The 25,522-nt window shown below is 71.5% G+C and carries 24 protein-coding genes; 11 read left to right on the forward strand and 13 right to left on the reverse strand.

Features of this window, described 5'->3' with window-relative positions; genetic code table 11:
• Window positions 1–228 precede the first annotated feature (228 nt).
• A complete protein-coding gene (locus ACTWJ9_RS07930; protein ID WP_279333438.1) occupies window positions 229–1,449 on the forward strand; it encodes a trypsin-like serine peptidase in 1,221 nt (406 codons plus the stop codon).
• A 216-nt stretch (window positions 1,450–1,665) separates the two neighbouring features.
• Here the strand turns inward: ACTWJ9_RS07930 and hflX are convergent, their stop codons facing one another.
• From hflX to miaA, 6 genes are all read right to left on the reverse strand, one after another.
• A complete protein-coding gene (gene hflX, locus ACTWJ9_RS07935; RefSeq protein ID WP_279333439.1) occupies window positions 1,666–3,162 on the reverse strand; it encodes a GTPase HflX in 1,497 nt (498 codons plus the stop codon).
• A 139-nt stretch (window positions 3,163–3,301) separates the two neighbouring features.
• Window positions 3,302–4,966, reverse strand: coding sequence for a M1 family metallopeptidase (locus tag ACTWJ9_RS07940; protein ID WP_443295501.1), 1,665 nt, complete (start codon window positions 4,964–4,966; stop codon window positions 3,302–3,304).
• Between the two features lie 151 nt (window positions 4,967–5,117).
• Window positions 5,118–7,295, reverse strand: coding sequence for a RelA/SpoT family protein (locus ACTWJ9_RS07945; RefSeq protein ID WP_443295502.1), 2,178 nt, complete (start codon window positions 7,293–7,295; stop codon window positions 5,118–5,120).
• A 300-nt stretch (window positions 7,296–7,595) separates the two neighbouring features.
• Entirely contained in the window at window positions 7,596–8,489 is an 894-nt protein-coding gene (dapF, locus tag ACTWJ9_RS07950; RefSeq protein WP_387042363.1) for a diaminopimelate epimerase, read from the reverse strand.
• A gap of 58 nt (window positions 8,490–8,547) precedes the next feature.
• A complete protein-coding gene (locus tag ACTWJ9_RS07955) occupies window positions 8,548–9,066 on the reverse strand; it encodes a hypothetical protein (protein WP_279337903.1) in 519 nt (172 codons plus the stop codon).
• A gap of 108 nt (window positions 9,067–9,174) precedes the next feature.
• On the reverse strand, window positions 9,175–10,113 hold the full coding sequence (gene miaA / locus ACTWJ9_RS07960; RefSeq protein WP_384213140.1) for a tRNA (adenosine(37)-N6)-dimethylallyltransferase MiaA: 939 nt from the start codon (window positions 10,111–10,113) through the stop codon (window positions 9,175–9,177).
• Window positions 10,114–10,225: 112 nt separating this feature from the next.
• Here miaA and ACTWJ9_RS07965 point away from each other — a divergent pair, with 112 nt between their 5' ends.
• Complete coding sequence (locus ACTWJ9_RS07965; RefSeq protein WP_279333444.1) at window positions 10,226–10,495, forward strand: antitoxin; 270 nt, start codon at window positions 10,226–10,228, stop codon at window positions 10,493–10,495.
• Window positions 10,496–10,653: 158 nt separating this feature from the next.
• Here the strand turns inward: ACTWJ9_RS07965 and ACTWJ9_RS07970 are convergent, their stop codons facing one another.
• The 3 genes from ACTWJ9_RS07970 to ACTWJ9_RS07980 form a co-directional block, all read right to left on the reverse strand.
• A complete protein-coding gene (locus ACTWJ9_RS07970) occupies window positions 10,654–11,370 on the reverse strand; it encodes a class III extradiol dioxygenase subunit B-like domain-containing protein (protein ID WP_388702304.1) in 717 nt (238 codons plus the stop codon).
• Between the two features lie 52 nt (window positions 11,371–11,422).
• Entirely contained in the window at window positions 11,423–12,940 is a 1,518-nt protein-coding gene (gene miaB / locus ACTWJ9_RS07975) for a tRNA (N6-isopentenyl adenosine(37)-C2)-methylthiotransferase MiaB (protein WP_279333446.1), read from the reverse strand.
• Window positions 12,941–13,008: 68 nt separating this feature from the next.
• The gene (locus ACTWJ9_RS07980; protein WP_279333447.1) at window positions 13,009–13,416 is read right to left on the reverse strand and encodes a MazG nucleotide pyrophosphohydrolase domain-containing protein; all 408 of its coding nucleotides are present in this window, start codon (window positions 13,414–13,416) and stop codon (window positions 13,009–13,011) included.
• Between the two features lie 139 nt (window positions 13,417–13,555).
• Here ACTWJ9_RS07980 and ACTWJ9_RS07985 point away from each other — a divergent pair, with 139 nt between their 5' ends.
• Complete coding sequence (locus ACTWJ9_RS07985; RefSeq protein WP_279333448.1) at window positions 13,556–14,551, forward strand: TAXI family TRAP transporter solute-binding subunit; 996 nt, start codon at window positions 13,556–13,558, stop codon at window positions 14,549–14,551.
• Here ACTWJ9_RS07985 and ACTWJ9_RS07990 read toward each other — a convergent pair.
• Together ACTWJ9_RS07990 and ACTWJ9_RS07995 are read right to left on the reverse strand one after the other, a co-directional pair.
• A complete protein-coding gene (locus tag ACTWJ9_RS07990) occupies window positions 14,530–15,963 on the reverse strand; it encodes a sensor histidine kinase (RefSeq protein WP_279333449.1) in 1,434 nt (477 codons plus the stop codon). The two genes, ACTWJ9_RS07985 and ACTWJ9_RS07990, sit on opposite strands and share 22 nt — an antisense overlap.
• A gap of 9 nt (window positions 15,964–15,972) precedes the next feature.
• Window positions 15,973–16,659 (reverse strand): response regulator transcription factor, encoded by a 687-nt coding sequence (locus tag ACTWJ9_RS07995; RefSeq protein ID WP_279333450.1) that lies wholly within the window; start codon window positions 16,657–16,659, stop codon window positions 15,973–15,975.
• 299 nt (window positions 16,660–16,958) lie between these two features.
• Between ACTWJ9_RS07995 and ACTWJ9_RS08000 the strand changes: the two genes are divergently transcribed.
• The 8 genes from ACTWJ9_RS08000 (at window position 16,959) to ACTWJ9_RS08035 (ending at window position 23,539) form a co-directional block, all read left to right on the forward strand.
• Window positions 16,959–17,735, forward strand: coding sequence for an amino acid ABC transporter ATP-binding protein (locus ACTWJ9_RS08000; protein ID WP_279333451.1), 777 nt, complete (start codon window positions 16,959–16,961; stop codon window positions 17,733–17,735).
• 79 nt (window positions 17,736–17,814) lie between these two features.
• The gene (locus ACTWJ9_RS08005; RefSeq protein WP_279333452.1) at window positions 17,815–18,660 is read left to right on the forward strand and encodes a glutamate ABC transporter substrate-binding protein; all 846 of its coding nucleotides are present in this window, start codon (window positions 17,815–17,817) and stop codon (window positions 18,658–18,660) included.
• A gap of 84 nt (window positions 18,661–18,744) precedes the next feature.
• Window positions 18,745–19,410, forward strand: coding sequence for an amino acid ABC transporter permease (locus tag ACTWJ9_RS08010; RefSeq protein WP_279333453.1), 666 nt, complete (start codon window positions 18,745–18,747; stop codon window positions 19,408–19,410).
• Entirely contained in the window at window positions 19,407–20,321 is a 915-nt protein-coding gene (locus tag ACTWJ9_RS08015) for an amino acid ABC transporter permease (protein ID WP_279333454.1), read from the forward strand. The genes ACTWJ9_RS08010 and ACTWJ9_RS08015 overlap by 4 nt, the downstream gene beginning before the upstream one ends.
• A 298-nt stretch (window positions 20,322–20,619) precedes the next feature.
• Window positions 20,620–22,278 carry an FAD-dependent monooxygenase gene (locus ACTWJ9_RS08020; RefSeq protein ID WP_279333455.1) on the forward strand — a complete coding sequence of 553 codons (1,659 nt, stop codon included), beginning with the start codon at window positions 20,620–20,622 and terminating at the stop codon, window positions 22,276–22,278.
• 139 nt (window positions 22,279–22,417) lie between these two features.
• Window positions 22,418–22,465: a hypothetical protein gene (locus ACTWJ9_RS08025; RefSeq protein ID WP_309506048.1), complete on the forward strand. Its 48-nt coding sequence runs from the start codon at window positions 22,418–22,420 to the stop codon at window positions 22,463–22,465.
• Window positions 22,466–22,553: 88 nt separating this feature from the next.
• Window positions 22,554–23,114: a cysteine dioxygenase gene (locus ACTWJ9_RS08030; protein WP_443295504.1), complete on the forward strand. Its 561-nt coding sequence runs from the start codon at window positions 22,554–22,556 to the stop codon at window positions 23,112–23,114.
• Window positions 23,111–23,539 (forward strand): rhodanese-like domain-containing protein, encoded by a 429-nt coding sequence (locus ACTWJ9_RS08035; RefSeq protein ID WP_279333457.1) that lies wholly within the window; start codon window positions 23,111–23,113, stop codon window positions 23,537–23,539. The genes ACTWJ9_RS08030 and ACTWJ9_RS08035 overlap by 4 nt, the downstream gene beginning before the upstream one ends.
• On the opposite strand, the gene recX is transcribed toward ACTWJ9_RS08035, so the two are convergent.
• Both recX and recA read right to left on the reverse strand, forming a co-directional pair.
• On the reverse strand, window positions 23,533–24,360 hold the full coding sequence (recX, locus tag ACTWJ9_RS08040; protein WP_279333458.1) for a recombination regulator RecX: 828 nt from the start codon (window positions 24,358–24,360) through the stop codon (window positions 23,533–23,535). The genes ACTWJ9_RS08035 and recX overlap by 7 nt on opposite strands.
• Window positions 24,361–24,363: 3 nt before the next feature.
• Window positions 24,364–25,485, reverse strand: a complete 1,122-nt coding sequence (gene recA, locus ACTWJ9_RS08045; protein ID WP_279333459.1) for a recombinase RecA — start codon at window positions 25,483–25,485, stop codon at window positions 24,364–24,366.
• Window positions 25,486–25,522 lie beyond the last annotated feature (37 nt).

Consider the following 25,522-nt stretch of genomic DNA (forward strand, 5'->3'; position numbering starts at 1 on the left):
GACGGCAGACCGTGCCCGGTAAGACGTCACAGTGGTGGGTCCCGAAGACCGGCCAGGTCAGAATGCTCGTAGCGAAACCGTTGCCGTTCCGTCGGCCGCCCCTCACGGCGAGCGCATAGTCTGTGGTGCCGTTCCCGGTGGTCGTGTGTTCGCTCCGTACTCCGCTCGAGTCCAGGATGTGAGCACGGCCGAAGCACCACGTTCGTCCTCAGCAGGGGGAGTCAGATCATGCGATCCATACGGCCGTCGTCCACCATTCGCCGAAACGGGAGGGCGCGCCGCGGAACCTCCCCCGTACTGACCGCCGTCGCGCTCGCCTCGGTGCTCGCGCTCACGGCGACCGCCTGCGGTGCGGGCGACGACACCGCGGGCGGCGACGCCTCCGCGACCGCCGCGGCCGGCGACGGCAAGATCACGATCCCGGACGACATCAAGGACCGGCTCAAGGAGCACGGGATCGATGTCGACAAGTGGCGTGACGGCGAGTGGAAGAACTGGGACCAGGACGACTGGCTGCGTGAGGCCAACGACTACATCAACCCGATCATCGAGGACCTGTGGGACCCGGACCGCATGCGGGAGGCGGAGGAGCCGGAGCAGGAGGTCGACGAGAGCGACATCTCCGGTGACCAGGGGGTGACCGACCCGACGCCGGAGCCGGTGCAGGCGCAGGCCGTGCCGCCTTCCTACCACGCCAACGCCCCCACGGCCGGCAAGGTGTTCTTCGACTCCCCGGAGGGCACCATGGTGTGCTCCGCCACCGTGGTGCAGGACCCCGCCAACCCGGGCAAGTCCAACATGGTGTGGACGGCCGGCCACTGTGTGCACGCCGGCAAGAAGGGCGGCTGGTACCGCAACATCGCCTTCGTGCCGTCGTACAACGACGCGGGCAAGCCGACGGCGGAACTCGAGGGCGCCGCCAAGGAGGAGGTCGCTCCGTACGGTGTCTGGTGGGGGGACTGGGCGCAGACCTCCGACCAGTGGATCGAGCAGGGCGGTCCGACCGGTGGCGACGGCGCCTCGTACGACTTCGCGGTCATCCATGTGACGCCGGAGAAGGGCGGTGACGGCAAGTCGCTGGAGGAGACGGTCGGTTCGGCGCTGCCGGTGGACTTCGACGCTCCGGCGGTGCCCGACACGGAGAGCGTGACCGCGATCGGTTACCCGGCCGGAACCCCGTACGACGGCCAGAAGCTGTTCCGTTGCGAGGACCGGCCGGGCCGGCTCTCGCTCCACACGTCCGAGCCGACGATGTACCGGATCGGGTGCAGCATGACGGCCGGTTCGTCCGGTGGCGGCTGGGTCGCGGCGGGCTCGGACGGCCGGCCCGCTCTGGTGTCCAACACCTCCATCGGCCCGGTGACCTCGGGCTGGCTGGCCGGTCCCCGGCTGGGCGACGATGCCAAGGGCGTCTACGACGCGGTCAGCGACAAGTTCGCCGGACAGTGACCGACGGGCCCGTTCCCGGGTGCGCGGCGCATCCGGGAACGGGCATCGGTCCGATCGACGGCACCTGGCTCGCGGGCCCGCGGTCGGGCCGGGACGCCGAGTCGCTGTGCCGGAACCCGGGCAGGAGCCACGGCGGCCGGTGACCGCCCACGCCGACGGCCCGCCCCCTGCCGGAGCAGGGGGCGGGCCGTCGGCGTCACACTGCGGGTGGCCGGCTCAGTGGGCGGCCGACGTGAGCAGGTACGGCGTGAGTTCCGCCGCCAGTTCCTCGTGCACCCGCACCTTGAGCAGGGTGCCCTCCGGGGTGTGCTCCTCGGAGATCACCTCCCCCTCGTCATGGGCGCGGGCGACCAGCTTGCCCTGGGTGTACGGCACGAGTGCCTCGATCTCCACCGCCGGGCGGGGCAGCTCGTCGTCGATGAAGGTGAGCAGTTCCTCGATGCCCTGACCGGTGCGGGCCGAGACCGCGATGGAGTGCTTCTCCGTCCGCAGCAGCCGCTGGAGCGTCAGCGGGTCGGCCGCGTCGGCCTTGTTGATCACGACGATCTCGGGTACGTCGGTGGCGCCGACATCCCTGATCACCTCGCGCACGGCAGCCAGCTGCTCCTCCGGGGCGGGATGCGAACCGTCCACCACGTGCAGGATCAGGTCGGCGTCGCCGACCTCCTCCATGGTGGAGCGGAACGCCTCGACCAGATGGTGCGGCAGATGGCGGACGAACCCGACGGTGTCGGCCAGCGTGTACAGCCGTCCGCTCGGCGTCTCGGCCCGGCGCACGGTCGGGTCGAGGGTCGCGAACAGGGCGTTCTCGACCAGTACGCCCGCGCCCGTGAGGCGGTTGAGCAGGGAGGACTTGCCCGCGTTGGTGTAGCCCGCGATGGCGACGGACGGCACCTTGTTGCGCCGGCGTTCCTGGCGCTTGATGTCGCGGCCGGTCTTCATCTCCGCGATCTCCCGGCGCATCTTCGCCATCTTCTCGCGGATCCGGCGCCGGTCGGTCTCGATCTTGGTCTCACCGGGGCCACGGGTGGCGAGCCCGCCGCCCGTGCCGCCGCCCATCTGCCGGGACAGCGACTGACCCCAGCCGCGCAGCCTCGGCAGCATGTACTGCATCTGCGCGAGCGCGACCTGCGCCTTGCCCTCTCGGGACTGGGCGTGCTGGGCGAAGATGTCCAGGATCAGGGCCGTGCGGTCGACGACCTTGACCTTGACGACGTCCTCGAGGTGGATCAGCTGGCCGGGGCTCAGCTCACCGTCGCAGACGACCGTGTCGGCGCCCGTCTCGAGGACGATGTCACGCAGCTCCCCGGCCTTGCCGGAGCCGATGTAGGTCGCCGCGTCGGGCTTGTCCCGGCGCTGGATCATGCCGTCGAGCACGAGGGCGCCCGCCGTCTCCGCCAGGGCCGCGAGCTCCGCGAGGGAGTTCTCGGCGTCCTGCGCGGTTCCCGATGTCCACACGCCGACGAGCACGACCCGCTCCAGACGGAGCTGTCGGTACTCGACCTCGGTGACGTCCTCGAGCTCGGTGGAGAGGCCTGCGACGCGGCGCAGGGACGCGCGCTCGGAGCGGTCGAACTGGTCGCCGTCCCGCTCTCCGTCGTTCTCGGGGCTCCAGGCGACGTCCTCTTCCATCAGGGCATCGGCCCGGAGGCCCTCGGGGTAGGTCTGCGCGAGGCGCTTGGTGTCCTGGGAGGGGGAAGAAGAGGAGGTCATTGGGTCCTTACGTCGATGGGATGTCGCGGGTGGCGGCGGAACGCGGCCGTCACCCCTCACAACGCACGAGCCTGCCGGGAGATTCCCGTCACCCGTGCCGCGGCGACCTGACGATGGTGACACGGCACGGGGCGTCTCGTCATCGTGTTTGTTCCCGGCTCCCACCCGGTCGATGCGCCATCGGCGCGAGGAGTTCCGTGGACCGGGAGCCGGGCTCGGTCGTGGACTTCCAGTCCGGGTGGCCGGGCATCGGCGGGGTCCTGGAGTCGTAGAGCCAGGGCTCCAGGAATTCCGTCAGGTCCCGTCCCGCGACGTCGGAGGCGAGCCGGACGAAGTCGGCGGTGGTGGCCGTGCCGTTCCGGTGGTGGGTCACCCAGAGACGTTGCAGGCGTTCGAAGGCGGTGCGGCCGATCTCCTCGCGCAGGGCGTACAGCACGAGCGCGGCTCCGGCGTAGACGTTCGGCCTGAAGATGCTGATCTTCTGGCCGGGTTCCGGGGCCTTGGGGGCGGCGGGGGGCCCGCCCTGCGCGCGCCAGCGGTCGGATTCCTCGTAGGCGGCCTTCATCCGGGCGTCGAGGGACGGGCCGGACCTCTCCTGCGCGTACAGCGCCTCGTACCAGGTGGCGTGGCCCTCGCCGAGCCACAGGTCGGACCAGGTGCGAGGGCTGACGCTGTTGCCGAACCACTGGTGGGCGAGCTCGTGCATCATGATCGACTCGACGTACCACGCGGGGGCGCCCGGCTCGGTGAACAAGTCCCTCTCGAAGAGGGACAGCGTCTGGGTCTCGAGTGCGAAGCCGGTGGAGGCGTCGGCCATGAGCAGGCCGTACGTCTCGAAGGGGTAGCGGCCGACCCTGGCCTCCATCCAGGCGATCTGGTCGGGAGTCCTCGCCAGCCACGGTTCGAGCCCCTCGCGGTGCTTCGTGGGCACGACGTCGCGCAGCGGCAGCCCCTGCGGACCGGTGCGGTGCAGGACCGTGGAGCGGCCGATGGACACCTGGGCGAGTTCGGTGGCCATGGGGTGCAGGGTGCGGTACGTCCAGGTGGTCGCTCCGCGTGTGCGGTCCACACCGGCCGGCCGGCCGTTGGCGACGGCCGTGTGCCCCTCGGGGGTGGTGATGCGGAAGGTGAACATCGCCTTGTCGGACGGGTGGTCGTTGCATGGGAACACCAGGTGCGCGGCGTCGGCCTGGTTGGCCATGGCGAGGCCGTCCGCGGTGCGCACCCAGCCGCCGTCACGGCCCTCGGCCGGCGCCGGATCGCTGGTGTGCCGCACGGTGACGCGGGTCCGTTCGCCCGCGTCCAGGCCGCCCTCGGGCGTGATCACGAGGTCCTCCCCGGCGGTGGTGAAGGCGGCCGGGGCCCCGTCGACCTCGACCGACCGGACCGTGCCGTGGGCGAAGTCGAGGTTGATCCGGTCCAGGTCCGCGGTCAGCCGGGCGACGATCGTCGTGGTGGCCTGGAGCGCCTTGTCGTTGGTCCCGGGATAGCTGAGGGCCAGGTCGTACGACGCCACGTCGTACCCGGGGTTGCCCAGATGCGGGAAGAGGCGGTCGCCGATGCCCAGCGGCGTGGCCGGGGCACTCGCGGCGAGGAGGCAGACGGAGACGGCCGACGCGAGCAGCGCGGCGGACGTCCGCCGTCGACGGCCCCGGGGCACCAGCGCTCGGGCGGACGGACCGGGGACGGACGGCCGGCCGGAAGCCGGACGGTCGGAGGCCGGGACAGGAGCGGCCGGGACGGAAGCGGCCGGGACGGGAGCGGCCGGGACGGGAGCGGTCGGGACGTGAGGAGCGGTCGGCATGGCCCACGGCTACCAGCGCGCACGGGCGCCCCGGCGACGGCGCGCTCCCGGCCCACCCGATCGAGTGGACCTGCGGAAGGGCGTTCGGACGGTGGGGCCGCCGCGCGGCGGGCGCTCACGGCCGGGCGGTGCTCCGCCCGCGCGTGTGCCGTCAGGCGCCCTGGGTCTGCGGCTTGGCCCGGCTCACGTCGTACACACCGGCCACGTTGCGCATCGCGCGCATGAGGGCGGGCAGGTGCGCGGCGTCGGGCAGCTGCACGGTGTACGTGTGCCGCACCTGCTGATGGGTCGGGGGCTCGACGGTCGCGGAGACGATCTCGGCGCCTTCGAGAGCCATGGCCTCGGTGAGGTCCGCGAGCAGGTGAGGCCGGACGAACGACTCGGCGACGAGCGTGACCCGGCATTCGGCTCCCTCCCCCCAGTGCACGCCGACCTCCGCGCGCCCCGCGTTCTTCATCCGCGTCACCGCGGCGCACTCGACCCGGTGCACGGTGACCGCTCCCCCGCGCACGGCGAAGCCGGTCACCCCGTCGGGCGGTACGGGCGTACAGCAGCCGGCCAGCCGTACGGTCGCGCCGGGCCGGTCGGCCAGGACCTGGGCGCCGGTGGAGGGGCCGGGCGCCGCCCCGGGTGCCTGGCCGGCGGGCTCGTCGGCGGGGCGGGGGGCCCACCGGGCCTCCTCGGGCCGGGCGTCCTCGGGACGGACGGCCGGCGGGTCGCTCCGCTCGGGGTGGGCGGTCAGCCAGCGCTGGATGGCGATCCGCGCGGCGGGCGTGTGGGCGTGATCCAGCCACTGTCTGGAGGGCTCGGAGGCGGGGTCCTGTCCCATCAGGAGCTGGACGGTGTCCCCGTCCCTCAGGGTGGTGCTCAGCGTCGCCAGGCGACCGTTGACGCGGGCGCCGATGCACGCGTGCGCGTCCTCCCCGTACTGCGCGTACGCGGCGTCCACGCAGGTCGCCCCGTCGGGCAGGCCGATCGTGCCGCCGTCGGGGCGGAACACGGTGATCTCGCGGTCCTGGGCGAGGTCCTCGCGCAGGGTCGACCAGAAGGTGTCGGGGTCGGGTGCGCCGCGCTGCCACTCCAGGAGCCGGGAGAGCCAGCCGGGCCGGGTCGGGTCGACGCGCTCGCCGTCGCTCGCGGACTGCTCCTCGGCCGGGACGGCGTACGGGTTGCCCAGGGCGACGACACCGGCCTCGGCGACCTTGTGCATCTGGTGGGTCCGGATGAGGACTTCGACGACCTGGCCGTCGTCCCGGGCGACCGCGGTGTGCAGCGACTGGTACAGGTTGAACTTGGGGACGGCGATGAAGTCCTTGAACTCCGAGACGACCGGCGTCAGGCAGGTGTGCAGTTCGCCCAGGACCCCGTAGCAGTCGGCGTCCTCGTTCACCAGCACCAGCAGACGGCCGAAGTCGGCGCCGCGCATCCGGCCGCGTTTGCGGGACACCCGGTGCACGGAGACGAAGTGGCGGGGGCGGATGCGGACCTCGGCGGGGATGTCCGCCTCGCGCAGCACCGTGCGCACCTCGTCGGCGACCTCGGCGAGCGGGTCGTCCGGGCGGGAGGCGTTGCGGAGGATCAACTCGCGGGTGTGCTCGTTCTCCTCGGGGTGCAGGATCGCGAAGACCAGGTCCTCGAGTTCCGTCTTGAGCGCCTGGACCCCGAGCCGCTCGGCGAGGGGGATGAGCACGTCCCGGGTCACCTTGGCGATGCGCTCCTGTTTCGCGGGGCGCATGACGCCGAGGGTGCGCATGTTGTGCAGCCGGTCGGCGAGTTTGATCGACATCACGCGGACGTCGTTGCCGGTGGCGACGAGCATCTTGCGGAAGGTCTCGGGTTCGGCCGCGGCGCCGTAGTCGACCTTCTCGAGTTTGGTGACGCCGTCGACGATGTAGCTCACCTCCGCACCGAACTGCTCCCGGACCTGATCGAGCGTCACTTCCGTGTCCTCGACGGTGTCGTGGAGCAGGGATGCCGTCAAGGTCGTCGTCTCGGCGCCGAGTTCGGCGAGGATCAGGGTCACGGCGAGCGGGTGGGTGATGTACGGCTCGCCGCTCTTGCGCATCTGGCCGCGGTGCGAGGACTCGGCCAGGAGATAGGCCCGGCGCAGGGGGTCGAGAGCGGCGTCGGGATGGTGGGCGCGATGGGCGTCGACCACATGGCCGATGGCGTCGGGGAGCCGGTCGCGGGAGGCTGGGCCGAGCAGCGCGGCACGGCCCAGTCGGCGCAGGTCGAGCCGGGGGCGGGCCTTCCTGCGGGTCCCTGTGGGCGCGACATGACCCGATGTCGCAGGACCTGGGGTCGCAGGATTCGCGGCCTCCGCGTTCATGGGCACCTCCGGCTGCGTCGACCGGCGGACGGGCGTGTCCCAGGGCGGACTCGGGCTCAGGGGACGGCGTTCGTCCCCCGTCCGGGCCGGTGCTTGATGCTACCGACCCCGACACGTGCGACCGACCGCCTCCCGCCGAGCGTGAAACGGATCACCCCATCGAGCGAAGCCCCGCACTACGGCGGTTTCACGCCACGGGACCGGCGGTGCGCCGTGCTCTCGAAGCCGAAACCCGCCCCGCACCCCGCGGATGCCGGTCTCCCGCCCCCGCGCGTCTGGGATACCGAGCCGGCCCGGACTTCAGCGGGGCAGGTTCTCCAGCCACTGCTCCTCGATCACTCCCTCGGCGACGATCACCGCGGGTCCGGTCATCTCGATCTCGCCGTCGGGCCGTTCGGTGATCACCAGGGTGCCGCCGGGCACCTCCACGGTGTACGTCACCGGGGTTCCGGTGACGCTCGGGTCGACGCCGTCCCGGCGGGCGGTGGCCACCGCGACCGCGCAGGCACCCGTGCCGCACGAGCGGGTCTCACCGGCCCCGCGCTCATGGACGCGCAGCGCCACGTGCCGCGGGCCCCGGTCGGCCACGAACTCGACGTTGACGCCGTCCGGGTAGGCCGAGGCGGGACTGAAGGAGGGTGCGGTGAACAGGTCACCGGCGTGCGCGAGGTCGTCCACGAAGACCACGGCGTGCGGGTTGCCCATGTTCACGTTCCGCGCCGGCCGGCTGCGCCCGTCGACGCTCACGGTGACCTCGCCGTCGGGGAGCAGCGCCCGGCCCATGCCGACGGTGATGTCACCCGCGGCGGAGCCGCCGTCGGCCCCGGTCTTGGCGATGTGCACCGTCTTCACGCCCCCGCGCGTGGCGACCGCGACGTCCCCTTCGGCCACATGCCCCGCCCGCTGGAGGTAGCGCGCGAACACCCGCACTCCGTTGCCGCACATCTCGGCGATCGAACCGTCGCCGTTGCGGTAGTCCATGAACCACTCGGCCTCGGCGGCCAGGTGCCGTGCCTCGGGATGCGCCGCGGACCGCACCACGTGCAGCAGTCCGTCGCCACCGATGCCCGCGCGGCGGTCGCACAGGGCCGCGACGGCGGCGGGGGGCAGGTCGATGGCGTTCTCGGGGTCCGGGACGATCACGAAGTCGTTCTCGGTACCGTGCCCCTTGAGGAAGGCGATCCGCGTGCTCATCCCTCGATCGTACGGGGTGGCCACGACGGCGCGTCCCCGCCGCGGCCCCGCGCGGGCGTCAGCGGAGGCGGGCCACTCGCCAGACGGCCAGTGCCACCACCGCGGCGACCATCACGGCGTAGGCGGTCACGACCCGCCAGTCGGGTCTGCGTCCGGCGCCCCGGGCCGGCAGTCCCGGCCAGGTGTGGCCCACCCTGCGGGCGGCCATCATGCCCCAGCCGGCCGCGCAGGAGCAGATCAGCAGGCCCAGCATGGCGATCACCGCGCCGCTGTCGCCGAAGTCGAAGGCGAGCGGGAACGCGAACATCAACGAGCCGAGCGCGGCCAGGCCGACGATGGGCGCGAGCTGCCAGAGGCGCAGCCGCCGCTGCGGGCGCAGCTCGACCTCGACCTCGTCGCCGCCCGCGAACATCTCGTCCGGCTCGGGGCCGTCGTCGGTCACTCCGCCCTGCGTCTCGTCCGGCCCGTCGGGGCTGAGACGGTCGGGGTCGAGACGCTCGGGTTCCTGCTCCGGTGCACCCCGCTCGGTGGTGAGGTGTTCGGTGCCGTGTGCGGTGTCGCGAGGGCCGGCCTCCATCGCCACGCGCCCTCCCAACTTGGACTCCACTTGGTCGATCGAAGCTCGATGATGGCACGGTGTCAGAGGCCCGGATGACGGCCTGGGCGTCCCGATGCCATGACGTGATCAGGCTGTAACCGGTCGTTCGACCAATGACAGCGCGAGCTGCGGAAGTTCCCTGAGGTCCGCCGCGGCCCCACTCAACCAGTGCACCCGCGGATCGCGCCTGAACCATGAATCCTGACGGCGCGCGAAGCGCTTCGTGGCACGCACGGTCTCCGACCGCGCCTCCTCCAGGGTGCACTCCCCGGCGAGCGCCGCGAGGACCTGCTGGTAGCCGAGCGCGCGCGAGGCCGTACGCCCCTCACGCAACCCCTGCGCCTCCAGTGCGCGCACCTCGTCCACCAGACCCGCCTCCCACATCCGGTCGACCCGCCCGGCGATGCGCTCGTCGAGTTCGGGGCGGGCCACGTCGACGCCGATCTGAAGGGTGTCGTAGACCGAGTCGTGGCCGGGAAGGTTGGCGGTGAAGGGCAGGCCGGTGATCTCGATCACTTCGAGCGCCCGGACGATACGGCGGCCGTTGCTCGGCAGGATGGCCCGCGCGGCCTCGGGGTCCGCGGCGGCGAGACGGGCGTGCAGCGCGCCGGAGCCACGCAGGGTGAGTTCCTCCTCCAGGCGCGATCTGACGTCGGGGTCGGTGCCCGGGAACTCGAGGTGGTCGACGGCCCCGCGGACGTAGAGGCCGGACCCCCCGACCAGGACGGGCCAGCGCCCGTCGGCGAGCAGGGCGTCGATCCGCTCCCGGGCCAGACGCTGGTACTCGGCGACGGACGCGGTGACGGTCACGTCCCAGATGTCCAGGAGGTGGTGCGGGACGCCCCCGCGCTCCTCGGGCGTCAGCTTGGCGGTGCCGATGTCCATCCCCCGGTAGAGCTGCATGGAGTCGGCGTTGACCACCTCACCTCCGAGTTGCCGGGCCAGGAACACGCCCAGATCGGACTTTCCTGCTGCGGTGGGACCGACGACGGCGATGACCCGGGGGCCGGAGGATGCGCTGCTCACCGGTCCAGTCTCGCAAACGCCGCAGCCGGGCGGGACAGCCTCCACCCGAGTACCGTATGGAGTGGATATGGGCGTTTTCGCGCATGGACCGCACCGCGAGGGAAGGTGGACCATGGGTCTCCGGGACAGCATGAAGGCCAAGCTGGGGCCTGCCAAGGACAAGGTCTCGCACCTCGCGCAACAGCACGAGGGCAAGATCCAGCACGGGCTGGACAAGGCCGCGAAGACCGTCGACAAGCGGACCAAGGGCAAGTACAGCGACAGGATCCAGACGAGCACGGGCAAGGCCAAGCACGCCATGGACCGGCTCGCCCACAAGAACGACCCGGGTCCGGACACGGGTGGCACCACGCCGCCGGCCGGGCCGCCGCCCACTTCCTGAGCGCGGTACGGCAGCGGACGGCCGGGAGTGCCAGGCGCACCTGACGCGCCTGGCACTCCCGGCCGTCCGCTGTTTCAGGCCGTTCGTTGTTTCAGGGTCCAGGGGTCCTGGGATTCAGGCGTTCAGGACCTCAGGCCGGCGTCGCACCCGGTCGGCGGCTACGACCAGGTGGCCACGATGTAGCCCACCCCGTACGGGGCGTCCTCGTACAGCAGGCGGCCCTCCAGGGCGGTGCCCTCGGCCGCGCCCGCGAGGACCTGCCAGGGCGCCCGGCCGGACACCATGAGGTCGCGCGCCAGGCCGCTGTCCAGTGCCCGCAGGGCCGCCGTGTCGACCGCTCCCAGTGCCCGTGCGGCCTCCGCGTCGAAGGGCGCCGCCCGCTCGTCGAGGTAGCCGGGGGCCTTGAGCGTGCGGCAGGCACTGGCGTCGCCCATCACCAGCAGCGCCACCCGCTCCGCACCGGCGGCGATGTCCCTTCCCTCCTGGACGCACCGCTCGGCCGCGAGCGGCTCCCCCACACCGAGCCCCTCGACCGGGACGTCCGCCCAGCCGGCCCGCTCCAGCAGCCAGGCACCCACCGCGAGCCCGGGGGGAAGTTCCCGTCCGGCCGCCGTGCCCCGGTCCGCGCCGAGCCGTACGCCGAGATCGACCCCGAAGCCGCGGAAGGACCCCGTGCTGCCCTCCGGGTGGTGCTCGGGCCCCGCGTCGCCCGGCAGCGGACCGACGACCACGAGCCGGTCGGGACGGGCGGCGGCGAGCACACCGACCGCGTCCGTGCACGCGGCCCGCGCGGCGTCCAGTTCGTGGGCGGCGCCCACGGCGACCTCGGACACGAGGAGCGGCGGGCAGGGGCAGACTGCGGCGGCGACCATCATGATCGGCAGCGTAGCCCGGGCGGGCCGCCCGCGAGCCCCCGGCCGGTCGCCGTCAGTCGCAGCCGCAGCCGCTCGCCGCGACCGGCTGGGGTTCGGGCGCACCGATCTTCGGCAGGCCCAGCATCACGCCCGCCGGCCGGGCCGCCTTCTCCGCGTTCCGCTTCTCCCAGGCGTCACCGGCGCGCGTGCGGCGCACGTCCAGGGTGGGGCCCTCGGCGAGAAGGTGGTGGGGGGCCGCGTACGTGATCTCGACGGTCACGACGTCGCCGGGGCGGACCTCCTGCTCCGGCTTGGTGAAGTGCACCAGACGGCTGTCCCGGGCGCGGCCGGACAGGCGGTGGGTGGTGTCGTCCTTGCGGCCCTCCCCTTCGGCCACCATCAGTTCCAGGGTCCGGCCGACCTGCTTCTTGTTCTCCTCCCAGGAGATCTCCTCCTGGAGGGCGACGAGCCGCTCGTAGCGCTCCTGGACGACCTTCTTGGGGATCTGGCCGTCCATCTCGGCGGCCGGGGTGCCCGGCCGCTTGGAGTACTGGAAGGTGAAGGCCTGCGCGAAGCGGGCCTCGCGCACCACCTGCAGGGTCTGCTCGAAGTCCTCCTCGGTCTCCCCGGGGAAGCCCACGATGATGTCGGTGCTGATCGCCGCGTGCGGGATGGCGGCGCGGACCTTCTCGATGATGCCGAGGTAGCGCTCCTGCCGGTACGAACGGCGCATCGCCTTCAGCACCGTGTCCGAGCCGGACTGGAGCGGCATGTGGAGCTGCGGCATCACATTGGGCGTCTCGGCCATGGCGGCGATGACGTCGTCGGTGAAGTCGCGCGGGTGCGGAGAGGTGAAGCGGACACGCTCCAGGCCGTCGATGCCCCCGCAGGCCCTCAGCAGCTTGCTGAACGCCTCCCGGTCGCCGATGTCGGAGCCGTACGCGTTGACGTTCTGGCCGAGCAGGGTGATCTCCGAGACGCCCTCCGCGACCAGGGCCTCGACCTCGGCGAGGATGTCGCCGGGACGCCGGTCCTTCTCCTTGCCGCGCAGCGCCGGGACGATGCAGAAGGTGCAGGTGTTGTTGCAGCCGACGGAGATGGACACCCAGGCCGCGTAGGCGCTCTCGCGGCGGGTCGGCAGCGTGGACGGGAAGGCCTCCAGCGACTCGGCGATCTCGACCTGCGCCTCCTCCTGGACGCGGGCGCGCTCCAGGAGGACCGGCAGCTTGCCGATGTTGTGCGTGCCGAAGACGACGTCCACCCAGGGGGCCCGCTTCACGATGGTGTCGCGGTCCTTCTGCGCGAGGCAGCCGCCGACCGCGATCTGCATGCCGGGGCGCTGCGCCTTCTTCGGGGCGAGGTGGCCGAGGTTGCCGTAGAGCTTGTTGTCGGCGTTCTCCCGCACGGCGCAGGTGTTGAAGACGATTACGTCAGCGTCGCCGTCGGCGCCCTCGGGGGCGCGGACGTAGCCCGCGTCCTCCAGCAGCCCGGACAATCGCTCGGAGTCGTGGACGTTCATCTGGCACCCGTAGGTGCGGACTTCGTAGGTGCGCGTGCCGCCCACTGACTGGCTCCGGTCGATGCTGCTCATGCCCTACAGGGTATGCGCTCGCCACGACACGCCGGGACGGCGGAGCCGGGCCCCGTCCGGGCCCCGGCTCAGGCCTCCGCGGCCGGCGTCCATCCCTGCCGGCGCAGCACCCGGGACACGTCCGGGGCCTCGTAGTGGTCCCCCTTGAGGACCTTGCCGTCGAAGCGGCGGCTGATCCGGCCGTCGGGGCCGCGCTTGGTCATGTTGGAACGGTGGATCTCGGCGATCACCGCGTCGAGGTCGATGCCGTGGACGAGTGCCGTGCCGTAGGCGACGTAGACGACATCGGCCAGTTCGTGCGCGAGCCGGTCGAGCGGGCCGTGCACCGCCACCTCCGCGACCTCGGCGGCCTCCTCGGCGAGCAGTTCGCCGCGGTGGGCGGCGAGTTCCGGGGAGACCTCGGTCGGTGTCCCGCGCGCCTCCAGCCCGAAGGCGCGGTGGAACTCACGGACCAGATCGGCGGGCGAAGCGCTCATGCCGTGACTTTAGCGGCCGCCCCCGACAGTCCCGGCGGTCCCGGCTGCGTCGTCCGGTCCGTCGCGCTGCCCGCCTTCTCGCCGGGTATGTGCGCTCTGCCCTGGTCAGCGGGGCGTACGGGCTGGCAGGATCGCGCCCATGTCCAACGCGCTGTCCCGTATCGGCAGGCGCCGGGTCCTGCGGGGCGCGGTCGCCGGCTTCGTGGCGCTCGGACTGCTGCTGTGGTGGCTGGCCCCCTGGAGCGAGGAGCCGCCCCGTGGGACGGTCACCCTGAGTACGGGGACACGCGCGGGGGTGTACCAGAAATACGGTGAGCTGCTGCGCACCTCGCTCAGCAGGAACATGCCGGACCTCGAGGTGCGGCTGCTGACGAGCGACGGGTCGCAGGAGAACGTGCGCCGGGTGGCGACCGGAGAGGCCGACTTCGCGATCACGGCGGCCGACGCGGTGGAGGCGTACAGGCTGAGCGACCGGCACGGTGCCGACCGGCTGCGCGGAGTCGCCCGTCTCTACGACGACTACGTGCAGCTCGTGGTCCCGCCCGGTTCCGACATCCGTTCCGTCGCCGATCTGCGGGGGAAGAGGGTCGCCATCGGGCCGCCCAAGTCGGGCGTGCGGCTCATCGCGAACCAGGTGCTCAGGGCGGCGGGCATCGATCCGGAGCAGGACATCAGACCCTCCGCGGACGGTATAGACACCGGCCCTGGACGGCTCGGGCGAGGGCTGGACGCGTTCTTCTGGTCGGGCGGGCTGCCCACGGACGGCCTGCAGACGCTGTCCGAGGACTCCGGTCTGCGGTTCGTGCCGATCACGGCCGACCTGGTCGCCCAGCTCCATCGGCAGAGCGGTGCCACGCGCCACTACCGGGCCACCAACATGCCGGAGTCGGCCTACACCGGCAGCCAGCACGATGCGCCCGTCCCGACGATGGCCGTGTCCAATCTGCTGATCACACGGGCGGACACGGACCCGCGGCTCACCGAATGGCTGACCCGGATCGTGCTCAAGAGCCGGGACCGCATCGGGAAACGCGTCCACTCCGCCCAGTTGGTCGACGTGCGCACCGCCATCTACACCGATCCGCTCCGGCTGCACGACGGCGCACGCCGGTACTACCGGTCCGTCAAGCCCTGACCGGTGGTCGCCCCCGCAGGGGCGCTCCGCGGCACCGTCACCGTCACCGTCAGCCCGTGCGGCTCGTGGCGGTCGTACGCGATCGAGCCGCCGCCCGCCGTGAGCAGGGCCCGGGCGATGGACAGGCCGAGGCCCGAGCCCTTGACGTTCTGGTGCCGTCCGCTGCGCCAGAAGCGGTCCCCGACGCGGGTCAGCTCCTCACCGTTCAGTCCGGGACCGTGGTCGGTGACGACGACGGTGGAGGTGTCACCGTTGGAGGAGACGGCCACCTCGACGTTCTCGCCCTCCGGCGTGAACTTCACCGCGTTGTCGATGACCGCGTCCAGCGCGCTGGACAGGGCGACCGGGTCGGCCCACGCCGTGGTCGGCGGGCAGTCCCCGGCCAGCAGGACCCCCTTGGCCGCGGCGGTGGGCGACCACGCCGCCACCCGCTCGGCGGCCAGGGCACCGATGTCGGTGACCTGGAGCTGGGCCTCACTGTGCTCGGCCAGCGCCAGGTCGAGCAGGTCGTCCAGGACGTGCGCCAGCCGCCTGCCCTCGGCCTGGACCGAGGCGATCTCCTCGTTGCCCTCGGGCAGCTCCAGGGCGAGGAGTTCGATGCGCAGCAGCAGCGCCGAGAGCGGGTTGCGCAACTGGTGCGAGGCGTCGGCGACGAAGGCGCGCTGCTGTTCCAGCACGCCCTCGACGTTGTCCGCCATCTCGTTGAACGACCGGGCGAGCCGCCGGAGTTCCGGCGGTCCGCCGGCCACCGCGACCCTGGACTTCAGCCGCCCGGTGGCGATGTCGTGGGTGGTGGCGTCCAGGACCCGTACGGGCTTGAGCACCCAGCCGGTCAGCCGCAGGGCCGCGCCGACGGCCAGCAGCATCGCCGCCCCCTCACCCACGGCGATGACCAGCCAGCCCTGGAGGATGCGTGAGCGCATCTGCCCGGTGGGAGAGTCGGTGACGACGACCGCGACGACGTCGCCGTCCCGGATGACCGGTGAGGCCACCACCAGTCTGCGCCGCTCCCAGGGCCACACCTGCTCGGGGTCATGGCTGCGGCGGCTGAGCAGCGCCTCCCGGAAGGCGTCGCGCACCTCGCCCGTCCGGGGCAGGAACCAGTCGTCCGGCGCGTGCGCCATCGGGACGCCGTTGCGGTAGAAGACACCGGCCCGGATGCCGTACACCTCGTGGTAGCTGCGGAGCTCGCTGCTGAGGGTCTCCCGGCGCTCGTCGATGTCGCCGGTCACGGGGTCGACCGGCTCGGTGACGAACTGGGCGAGGGCCGCGAAGCGCGCCGTGTCGTCGATCCGGTCGACGACGACCTGTTGCTGCTGCGCGCCCGCCAGACTGACGGCGAGCGGAACCCCGAGCGCGAGCAGTACGGCCGCCATCAGGACGATGAGCAGCGGCAGCAGACGTGTGTGCACCCGGCCACGCTATGCCGCGGGCTCGACGAGCCGGTAGCCGACTCCGCGTACCGTCTCGATGAGGGCCGGCAGGCGCAACTTGGCGCGCAGGGAGGCGACATGCACTTCCAGAGTGCGCCCCGTCCCCTCCCAGCTGGTGCGCCACACCTCGCTGATGATCTGCTCGCGGCGGAAGACGACCCCGGGTCGCTGGGCGAGCAGGGCCAGCAGATCGAACTCCTTGCGGGTCAGCTGGACGACCGAACCGTTCACGCTGACCCGCCGGGTCGGCAGCTCGATGTGCACGGGGCCGAGACGCAGCTCGGCCTCGCCGGCGGCGCCGGCGTCCTCCTGGACGGTGCGCCGGCTGACGGCGTGGATCCGGGCGAGCAGTTCGCCCGTGTCGTACGGCTTGACCACGTAGTCGTCGGCGCCGAGGTTGAGTCCGTGGATGCGGGAGCGCACGTCGGCGCGGGCGGTGACCATGATCACCGGAGTGCCGGTGCGTTTGCGGATCTTGCCGCAGACCTCGTAGCCGTCCTGGTCGGGCAGGCCCAGATCGAGGAGGACGACGCCGAAGCCGTCGGGCTCGGGGACGAGCGCCTGGAGTGCTTCCTCGCCGCTGCGCGCGTGGGTGACGTCGAACCCGTGCCTCGCCAGGATCGCCGACAGGGCGGCGGCGACGTGGTTGTCGTCCTCGACGAGCAGCAGTCTCATCCGGTCCCCCTTCGGTTCATCGGCCGTACGGTCTGCCTGTGCACGAAAACGTCTGAGCACGAAAACGTCTGAGCACGCGCGCACCTTGCAGTGACGCCGATGAACGAGGACGGCGTCAAGAGGGTTCCGGTTGCGCTTCGGTACCGTTACCCGGCCGAGATGAGCCCTGCTCACAAGTGCTACGACATGTATCCGATTGCTACCGGATCGTGATGCTCAGATTCCCCTCAGATGTGATGACGTGGATCTGAGGGATCACTACTGTCCTGCCAAACCGAGGAGGACGGAGCCCGAGAGCGATGACCGAAGTATCGGCGGCCAAGGAAGATGTGGTCGCGACCGACGAGCTGGTCGTCCTGAAGAGCGTCAACAAGCACTTCGGCGCGTTGCACGTACTCCAGGACATCGACCTGACGGTCGCCCGCGGCGAAGTCGTCGTGGTCATCGGGCCCTCCGGGTCCGGAAAGTCCACCCTGTGCCGCACCATCAACCGCCTGGAGACGATCGACACCGGTTCGATCACGATCGACGGGAAGGCCCTGCCCCACGAGGGCAAGGAGCTGGCGCGGCTGCGGGCCGACGTGGGCATGGTCTTCCAGTCCTTCAACCTCTTCGCGCACAAGACGGTGCTCGAGAACGTGACGCTGGGCCAGGTCAAGGTGCGCAAGAAGGACAAGAAGCAGGCCGAGGAGCGGGCCCGTACCCTGCTCGACCGGGTCGGCGTGGGCGCGCAGGCCGAGAAGTACCCCGCGCAGCTCTCCGGCGGCCAGCAGCAGCGTGTCGCCATCGCGCGGGCTCTGGCGATGGAGCCCAAGGTCATGCTCTTCGACGAGCCGACGTCGGCTCTCGACCCGGAGATGATCAACGAGGTTCTGGAGGTCATGCAGCAGCTCGCCCGCGACGGCATGACCATGATCGTCGTGACCCACGAGATGGGATTCGCCCGGTCCGCCGCCAACCGTGTGGTGTTCATGGCGGACGGCCGCATCGTCGAAGCCGCTTCGCCGGACCAGTTCTTCAGCAATCCGCGCAGCGACCGTGCCAAGGACTTCCTGTCGAAGATCCTGCACCACTGACGGCGCCCTCGCGCCCTGACGACTTGCGTCACCGGATGAACCGGTCCGCATCACTTCACCAGTCAAAAGGAAGTGCACCATGAAGCTTCGCAAGGCCACCGCCGCCTCGGCCGCCGTGTTCGCCCTCGCCCTGACCGCCACCGCCTGCGGGGGCGGCGGTGACAAGGACAGCGATTCGTCCTCCTCCGGGGGCGGCGGCGACAAGATCAAGATCGGCATCAAGTACGACCAGCCCGGCCTCGGCCAGAAGACCCCGCAGGGCTACGCGGGCTTCGACGTGGACGTCGCCACGTACGTCGCCAAGAAGCTCGGCTACGACGAGAAGCAGATCGAGTGGAAGGAGTCGAAGAGCGCCGACCGCGAGACCATGCTGCAGCGTGGTGACGTCGAGTTCATCGCCGCCACCTACTCGATCACCCCGGAACGCGAGGAGAAGGTCGACTTCGCCGGCCCGTACCTGCTCGCCCACCAGGACGTGCTGATCCGCGCCGACGACGACAAGATCAAGTCGCCGGAGGACCTGAACAGCGCGAAGCTGTGCTCGGTCACCGGCTCCACCTCGGCGCAGAACGTCAAGGACAAGCTGGCGCCCAAGGCCCAGCTGCAGCCGTACCCGACGTACTCGGCCTGCCTGCCCGGCCTCCAGAACGGTGCCGTCGACGCGCTGACCACCGACGACTCGATCCTCGCCGGTTACGCCGCCCAGGATCAGTTCAAGGGCAAGTTCAAGCTGGCCGGCTTCAAGATGACCAACGAGAACTACGGCATCGGCGTCAAGAAGGGCAGCGACCTCAAGGCCAAGATCAACGACGCGCTCGAGGCCATGGTCGCCGACGGCTCCTGGGAGAAGGCCGTGGACGCGAACTTCGGTCCCGCCAACTACAACAACGAGCCCGCGCCGAAGATCGGCGACATCAAGAGCTGAGGCCTCGCCTGACAGAGCGCGCCGTCCCGAAGTGCGGGGCGGCGCGCCGGGGCGGCACACCTACACGCGGAAGCGCGGGAGATCGTGTTCGACTTTCTTGAAGATTACGACCTGCTGGGGGCCTTCTGGACGACGGTGCAGCTCGCTGTGCTCTCCGCCGTCGGCTCCCTGGTCTGGGGCACCCTGCTGGCCGCCATGCGCGTCGGCCCGGTGCCGCTGATGCGCGGTTTCGGGACCGCGTACGTGAACATCGTGCGGAACATCCCGCTGACCGTCATCATCCTGTTCACGTCGCTGGGTCTGAGCCAGACGCTGGGCATCAATCTCGGCGCGGACGACTTCGAGACGATCAACTTCCGGCTCGCCGTCCTCGGCCTGATCCTCTACACCTCGGCTTTCGTGTGCGAGGCGTTGCGCTCCGGCATCAACACGGTGCCGGTCGGCCAGGCCGAAGCCGCCCGCGCGCTCGGCCTCAGCTTCAACCAGGTCCTGGGCCAGGTGGTGCTGCCGCAGGCGTTCCGCTCGTCCGTCGGCCCGCTGGCGAACGTGCTCATCGCGCTCATCAAGAACACCACGGTGGCCGCCGCCATCGGTGTTGCCGAGGCGGCCCTGCTGATGAAGGAGATGATCGAGAACGAGGCGCAGCTGCTGCTGATCTCCGCGGTCATCGCCGTCGGTTTCGTGATTCTGACGCTGCCGACCGGCCTGTTCTTCGGCTGGGTGGGCAAGAAGGTGGCGGTGAAGCGATGAGTTCCATCCTGTACGACGCCCAGGGACCTCGCGCCAAGCGGCGGAACATCGTTTTCACGGTGGTCTTCCTGGCTGCCTTCGCCGCCCTGCTGTGGTGGGTGCTCAGCACCCTCAACGACAAGGGCCAGCTGGAATGGTTCCTGTGGAAGCCGTTCTTCACCAGCGGCGAACCGTGGTCCACGTACATCTGGCCGGGTCTGCAGAACACTCTGAAGGCCGCCGCGCTGTCGGTGATCATCGCGCTGCCGCTCGGTGCCCTCTTCGGCATCGCCCGGCTGTCGGACCATGCCTGGATCCGCGTCCCGGCCGGGATCGTGGTCGAGTTCTTCCGGGCCATCCCCGTCCTGGTCCTGATGATCTTCGGTCTCGCCCTGTTCGCCGAGTACACCAGCGTCAGCTCCGACGACCGTCCGCTGTACGCGGTCGTCACGGGTCTGGTGCTGTACAACGCCTCCGTCCTCGCGGAGATCGTGCGCGCCGGCATCCTGTCCCTGCCCAAGGGCCAGGCCGAGGGAGCGATGGCGATCGGCCTGCGCAAGAACCAGGCGATGCGGCTGGTCCTGCTGCCGCAGGCGGTCACCGCGATGCTCCCGGCCATCGTCAGCCAGCTCGTCGTCATCGTGAAGGACACCGCCCTCGGCGGCGCCGTCCTCACCTTCCCCGAGCTGCTCGCCGCGGCCAACACGATGAGCGGCTACTACGGCGCCAACGTCATCGCCAGCCTCACGGTGGTGTCCGTGCTCTTCATCGCGCTCAACTTCGCCCTCACCTCCTTCGCCTCCTGGCTCGAGGCACGGCTGCGCCGCAGCAAGCGCAGCACGGGCGCGGTTCTCGGCGCCGACGACGTCGACGACCTCAACGCAGGCGAGGTCGGTGGCGCGCAGAAGACCGGCACGGGCGGCACCGCCTGACGCACACCCTGCTGTACCGACATGGCTGTGGCCCGCCCTTCCGGCGGGCCACAGCCATGTCGGAGTGCGGGACGGCACCGTCGGCGCGCGAAAATCATCCCGGTACGGGCCGGGCCTGTGTGACGAGCAGTCAAGTGGTGTGGCGGAACCGGACCGGTTTCATGATCGCCGCTCGCGCCCGTCACTTGACGCAAGCACCGGCAGTAGGTTGCATACGTTCTGTGATCGCGCACCCTGCTCCACCGTCCTGTTCCTTCCTGTCCCCCGGGACGTCACTTCGAGCAGGGAGCGCCGCGCCGTGGACCCGGTGATCATCGTCGGAGCGGGGCCCGTCGGGCTCACGCTCGCCCTGGCGCTGGCGCGTCAGGAGGTGCCGTGCGTGGTCCTCGACGAGGGTCCGGGCAAGGACGAACCGCGTCCTGCCCGGTCGGTGGTGCTGCGCGAGGACACCACGGCGCTGCTGGAGCGGCTGACCGGTGCGCCACTGGCCCGGGCCGGCTCCCGTTGGGCCGGATGGCGGTCGATGCGGCGCAAGCAGGTGACACACGAGGTCGTGTTCGACGCCACCGCTCCCGCACCCCTGCACATCGCCCAGCACGTCCTCACCGGCGCCCTGCGCGCGGCCCTCACCCGTGAACGGCTCGTCGAGGTCGCCGTGGACAGCCGTCTGGACTCCCTGGAACAGGAGCCCTCCGGTGTCACCGCGCACACCCGCGGTCCCAGGAGCACGTGGTGGCGCGGCAGTTACCTGGTCGGCTGCGACGGCCCCCGCTCCACCGTGCGCAAGCTCCAGGACATCCGCTTCCCCGGGCGCACGGCGGTGGAACGTCACGCCGTGGCCGCACTGCGTACGGAACTTCCCCGGCCCGGCGAAGCGTTGCTGCACCGGATGCCGCCGTGGCGCGCCTCCGGCCCCTTCGCCGGGGAGGTCACCGCGCGTCCGCTGCCGGACAGCGTGTGGCGTCTGGACTGGCTGCTGCCGCCGGGCAAGGACCTGGTCACCCCCGAGCTGCTGCTGACCCGGATCCGGGAGACCCTCGCCGGCTGGGCCGGCGGCCCGACTCCCCCGTACGAACTGCTCGACACCGGGGTCCACACCGTCCACCACCGGCTCGCCCGGCGCTGGCGGGCGGACCGTGTGTTCCTCGCCGGGGACGCCGCGCATCTGCTCGGCTCGCTGGGCACGCACGGGCTGGACGAAGGGCTTCGCGACGCCGACAACCTCGCCTGGAAGCTGGCTCTGGCCTGGCACCACGGCCACCACGAAGCGCTGCTCGACAGCTATCAGGCCGAGCGGCGCGCGATCGTCTCCGCCCGGCTGCGCGCCGCCGATCAGGCGCTGCCGCTGCTGCGGGGCGGTGGAGGGCTGCGTTCCTACGTGCCCGGTTCCGGCCGCGGTCATGACGCGCTCCTGGTGGACGGCCACCTGGGGCAGGGGCCACTGGGAGCGCCGGGCGGGCACCCCGGATCACCCCTCGCGCCCCGGAACCTCGAGGGCGCGGTCCCCGTCGACACGCCCCTCGGGGCGCCGGTCACCGATGTGCGGGTCACAGCGGAGGACGGCACCTTCGTCCGGCTGCGGGACCGGCTCGGCCGGGGTGCGCTGCTGGTGGTGCTGATCGCACCGGGTACCGGGGTGTGGGAGCGCAGGCACTGGGTGTCCGCCGGGATCATGCCCCGGCTGGCGGCGGCCGTGGCGGCGCTGCCGCATCCGGCCGAGCTGCTGGTCGCGGAGAGCTACCCGGGGGCGGCGGCCCACACCGTGCTGCTGGTACGTCCCGACGGTCACCTGGTCACGGCGCTCGGTGGGGTCCGTCCGGCGGACCTGTACGCGGCGGCCGAAACGGTGCTCGGCGGACCGGCGGACGCGGAAACGGCGGGAACAGCAGAGACGGCGGGAACGGCGGAAACAGCGGGGACGGAGGCCCGGACGGCGGCCGGAGCCGGATCGCGCTGAGGCGCCGGGCCCGGACGATCCGTCTCCGCATGCTCCCGGGTGGGCCCGCATGGTGACGGCGAGTTGATCCCGTGTGCGTCGTCGTGGTGTACTCCGGTCCGTGACCGACACCTGTGTGCGCCTGTGGCGGAGGGTCCATATGGACCTCGTCCGCTACGCGGGCTGCGTGTGTCGCCCGTCCTGCTGAACTCGCGTTCTCCCTTTCCCGCGCGCCGCTCGCCGCTTCCACGCCGCTGCCGTGCGCGCTCCGCGAACCTTTCTTCAGGACGGTGCACGTGTCTGCCTCCCCTGTTCTCCCCTCGTCCCCTGCGGGCTCCCCCTCTGCGGGCTCTCCCTCTGCTCCCGGCCCTTCCCAGGCAGAACTCCTCGACTTCGTACGGCACGTCGCCGCCGACGCCGAGCTGGTCGCCTCGCTTCCGTTCGATCCGGAGGGCCGCACCTGGGTACGGCTCGACGGACCCGGCGGCAGTGAGGCCTGGTTGATCGGCTGGCCGCCCGGCACGGGCACCGGCTGGCACGACCACGGAAAATCCCTCGGTGCCTTCATGACCGCGGCGGGGGAGCTGCGGGAGAACTCGCTCGCGGTGCGGCTGCCCACCGACGGCTGGAAGACGCTGGAACTGAACGCCGGCGTGGACCGGGAACGCCGGCTGACGGCCGGTGCGGGCCGCGCCTTCGGCCGGTATCACGTGCACGAGGTGCTCAACGAGTCCCCCGTCCGGCACGCGGTCTCCGTCCACGCCTACTACCCGCCCCTGCCCCTGATGCGCCGCTACAGCCGCAGCGGCCAGACCCTGCGTCTGGAGCAGGTCGAGCGCCCGGCGGACTGGCAGTGAGCGGGACACCCGAGCGGGCTGCCGGTGCCCCCGGGATCGACGCACTGCTGGAGCGGGTACGCGCGGGCTACACGCGGATCGAGGCGGTACCCGCGTACGAGGCCGCCCGCGACGGGGAAGCGCTGCTGGTCGACATCCGGTACGCGGCCCTGCGCGACCGGGACGGCCTCATCCCCGGCGCCCTCGTCGTCGAGCGCAACGAGCTGGAGTGGCGTCTCGACCCGCGAGGCAGCCACCGCCTCCCCGAGGCCACCGGTCACGATCTGCGCGTTGTCGTGATCTGCGACGAGGGGTACGCCTCCAGTCTGGCCGCGGAGTCCCTGCACCGGCTGGGGCTGCACCGGGCCACCGACCTGATCGGCGGTTTCCAGGCCTGGCGCACGGCAGGTCTGCCGGTGCGGGCGCCGGGCGGGAACCCTCAGTAGCCCCCGTCGTCCAGGAATTCGGTGTTCTCGCCCTCCTCCTCCAGGGCCTGGCGCACCACGCGCAGGGCGAGGCCCTCGGGGTAGCCCTTGCGGGCGAGCATGCCGGCGAGGCGGCGGATCCGCTTGTCGCGGTCGAGACCGCGGGTGGAGCGCAGCTTGCGGGCGACGAGTTCGCGCGCGGTGGCCTCCTCCTGCTCGGGGTCGAGCTGGGAGACGGCCGCGTCGATCAGGGTGGCGTCGACGCCCTTGGTCCGCAGCTCCCGGGCGAGGGCACGCCGGGCCAGGCCCCGGCCGTGGTGCCGGGACTCCACCCAGGCGTCCGCGAAGGCACTGTCGTTGATCAGTCCGACCTCCTCGAACCGGGACAGCACCTCCTCGGCGGCCTCGTCCGGGATCTCCCGCTTGCGCAGGGCGTCGGCGAGCTGCTTCCGGGTGCGGGGGGTCCCGGTGAGCAGCCGCAGGCAGATGGCCCGCGCCCGCTCGACCGGGTCCCCCTCGGGCTCCTCCCGCTCGGCCCTCGAAGAGGAGGAGACGTCCCCGTCCGCCGCGGTCGCCTCGCCGAAAGCCCGGCGTCCGCGCCCACCGCGCGGCCCGCCGTCACGCGAGCCGCTCCCCCGTGCGTCGCCCGCACGGCGGGACCCGGCACCGCCTCGGCGCCGGCCACCGCCCGGGACCTCACCGGGGACGCCGGCCGTACCGCCGGTGTCCCCGTCCGCCCCGTCCACGCTCGCGGCTGGGTCTGCGCCGTCACCGGTGCCTCTCCCCCATGAGGCTCCGGAGGCGGCGAACTCGTACTCGGCCCAGTCGGTTCGTCGCGTCACGGGTCAGCTCTTGGCCGCGGCGGCCTTGGACTTGGTGGTCTTGGCCGCCGGGGCCGGGCCCGCGGTCGCCTCGGCCGGAGCGGTGCTGCCGACGGCGTCCGCGCCCTGCTCGGCGGCCGACTCCTCGGGCTGGACACCGATGCCGAGCTTCTTCAGGATCTTCTTCTCGATCTCGTCGGCGAGGTCGGGGTTGTCCTTGAGGAAGTTGCGGGCGTTCTCCTTGCCCTGGCCGAGCTGGTCGCCCTCGTAGGTGTACCAGGCGCCGGCCTTGCGGACGAAGCCGTGCTCCACCCCCATGTCGATCAGACCGCCCTCGCGGCTGATGCCCTGGCCGTAGAGGATGTCGAACTCGGCCTGCTTGAAGGGCGGCGCCACCTTGTTCTTGACCACCTTGACCCGGGTGCGGTTGCCCACCGCGTCGGTACCGTCCTTCAGGGTCTCGATCCGGCGGATGTCCAGACGCACCGAGGCGTAGAACTTCAGCGCCCGGCCACCGGTGGTGGTCTCCGGCGAGCCGAACATCACACCGATCTTCTCGCGCAGCTGGTTGATGAAGATCGCCGTGGTCTTCGACTGGTTGAGCGCGCTGGTGATCTTCCGCAGCGCCTGGCTCATCAGCCGGGCCTGCAGGCCCACGTGGCTGTCGCCCATCTCGCCCTCGATCTCCGCGCGCGGCACCAGCGCCGCCACGGAGTCGATCACGATGAGGTCGAGGGCACCGGAGCGGACCAGCATGTCCACGATCTCCAGCGCCTGCTCGCCGTTGTCCGGCTGGGACAGGATCAGGTTGTCGATGTCGACGCCGAGCTTCTTCGCGTACTCGGGGTCCAGGGCGTGCTCCGCGTCCACGAAGGCGACCTGGCCGCCGGTCTTCTGCGCGTTGGCCACCGCGTGCAGGGTCAGGGTCGTCTTGCCGGAGGACTCCGGACCGTAGACCTCCACCACCCGGCCGCGCGGCAGACCACCGACACCCAGGGCCACGTCCAGCGCGGTCGACCCGGTGGGGATGACCTCGATGGGCTCGTTCGTCCGGTCACCCATGCGCATGACCGCGCCCTTGCCGAATTGTCGTTCAATCTGCGCGAGCGCGGCGTCGAGCGCCTTCTCGCGGTCGGTTCCTGCCATGGGTTCCACCCGATTTGCTTGGTTCGATCGCTTCACG

Source organism: Streptomyces sp. GDS52 (assembly GCF_052246875.1).
GTDB lineage: Bacteria > Actinomycetota > Actinomycetes > Streptomycetales > Streptomycetaceae > Streptomyces > Streptomyces cathayae.

What these genes read in the sequence shown, in the direction of transcription:
- ACTWJ9_RS08005 (WP_279333452.1), top strand. Translation starts at nt 17,815, where the DNA reads ATGAAGCTTCGCAAGGCCACCGCCGCCTCGGCCGCCGTGTTCGCCCTC.
- ACTWJ9_RS08000 (WP_279333451.1), top strand. Translation starts at nt 16,959, where the DNA reads ATGACCGAAGTATCGGCGGCCAAGGAAGATGTGGTCGCGACCGACGAG.
- ACTWJ9_RS08015 (WP_279333454.1), top strand. Translation starts at nt 19,407, where the DNA reads ATGAGTTCCATCCTGTACGACGCCCAGGGACCTCGCGCCAAGCGGCGG.
- ACTWJ9_RS07985 (WP_279333448.1), top strand. Translation starts at nt 13,556, where the DNA reads ATGTCCAACGCGCTGTCCCGTATCGGCAGGCGCCGGGTCCTGCGGGGC.
- ACTWJ9_RS07980 (WP_279333447.1), bottom strand. Translation starts at nt 13,416, where the DNA reads ATGAGCGCTTCGCCCGCCGATCTGGTCCGTGAGTTCCACCGCGCCTTC.
- ACTWJ9_RS07955 (WP_279337903.1), bottom strand. Translation starts at nt 9,066, where the DNA reads ATGGAGGCCGGCCCTCGCGACACCGCACACGGCACCGAACACCTCACC.
- ACTWJ9_RS07945 (WP_443295502.1), bottom strand. Translation starts at nt 7,295, where the DNA reads ATGAACGCGGAGGCCGCGAATCCTGCGACCCCAGGTCCTGCGACATCG.
- ACTWJ9_RS07930 (WP_279333438.1), top strand. Translation starts at nt 229, where the DNA reads ATGCGATCCATACGGCCGTCGTCCACCATTCGCCGAAACGGGAGGGCG.
- recA (WP_279333459.1), bottom strand. Translation starts at nt 25,485, where the DNA reads ATGGCAGGAACCGACCGCGAGAAGGCGCTCGACGCCGCGCTCGCGCAG.
- ACTWJ9_RS07970 (WP_388702304.1), bottom strand. Translation starts at nt 11,370, where the DNA reads ATGATGGTCGCCGCCGCAGTCTGCCCCTGCCCGCCGCTCCTCGTGTCC.
- hflX (WP_279333439.1), bottom strand. Translation starts at nt 3,162, where the DNA reads ATGACCTCCTCTTCTTCCCCCTCCCAGGACACCAAGCGCCTCGCGCAG.
- miaB (WP_279333446.1), bottom strand. Translation starts at nt 12,940, where the DNA reads ATGAGCAGCATCGACCGGAGCCAGTCAGTGGGCGGCACGCGCACCTAC.
- ACTWJ9_RS07995 (WP_279333450.1), bottom strand. Translation starts at nt 16,659, where the DNA reads ATGAGACTGCTGCTCGTCGAGGACGACAACCACGTCGCCGCCGCCCTG.
- ACTWJ9_RS07940 (WP_443295501.1), bottom strand. Translation starts at nt 4,966, where the DNA reads ATGCCGACCGCTCCTCACGTCCCGACCGCTCCCGTCCCGGCCGCTCCC.
- ACTWJ9_RS07965 (WP_279333444.1), top strand. Translation starts at nt 10,226, where the DNA reads ATGGGTCTCCGGGACAGCATGAAGGCCAAGCTGGGGCCTGCCAAGGAC.
- dapF (WP_387042363.1), bottom strand. Translation starts at nt 8,489, where the DNA reads ATGAGCACGCGGATCGCCTTCCTCAAGGGGCACGGTACCGAGAACGAC.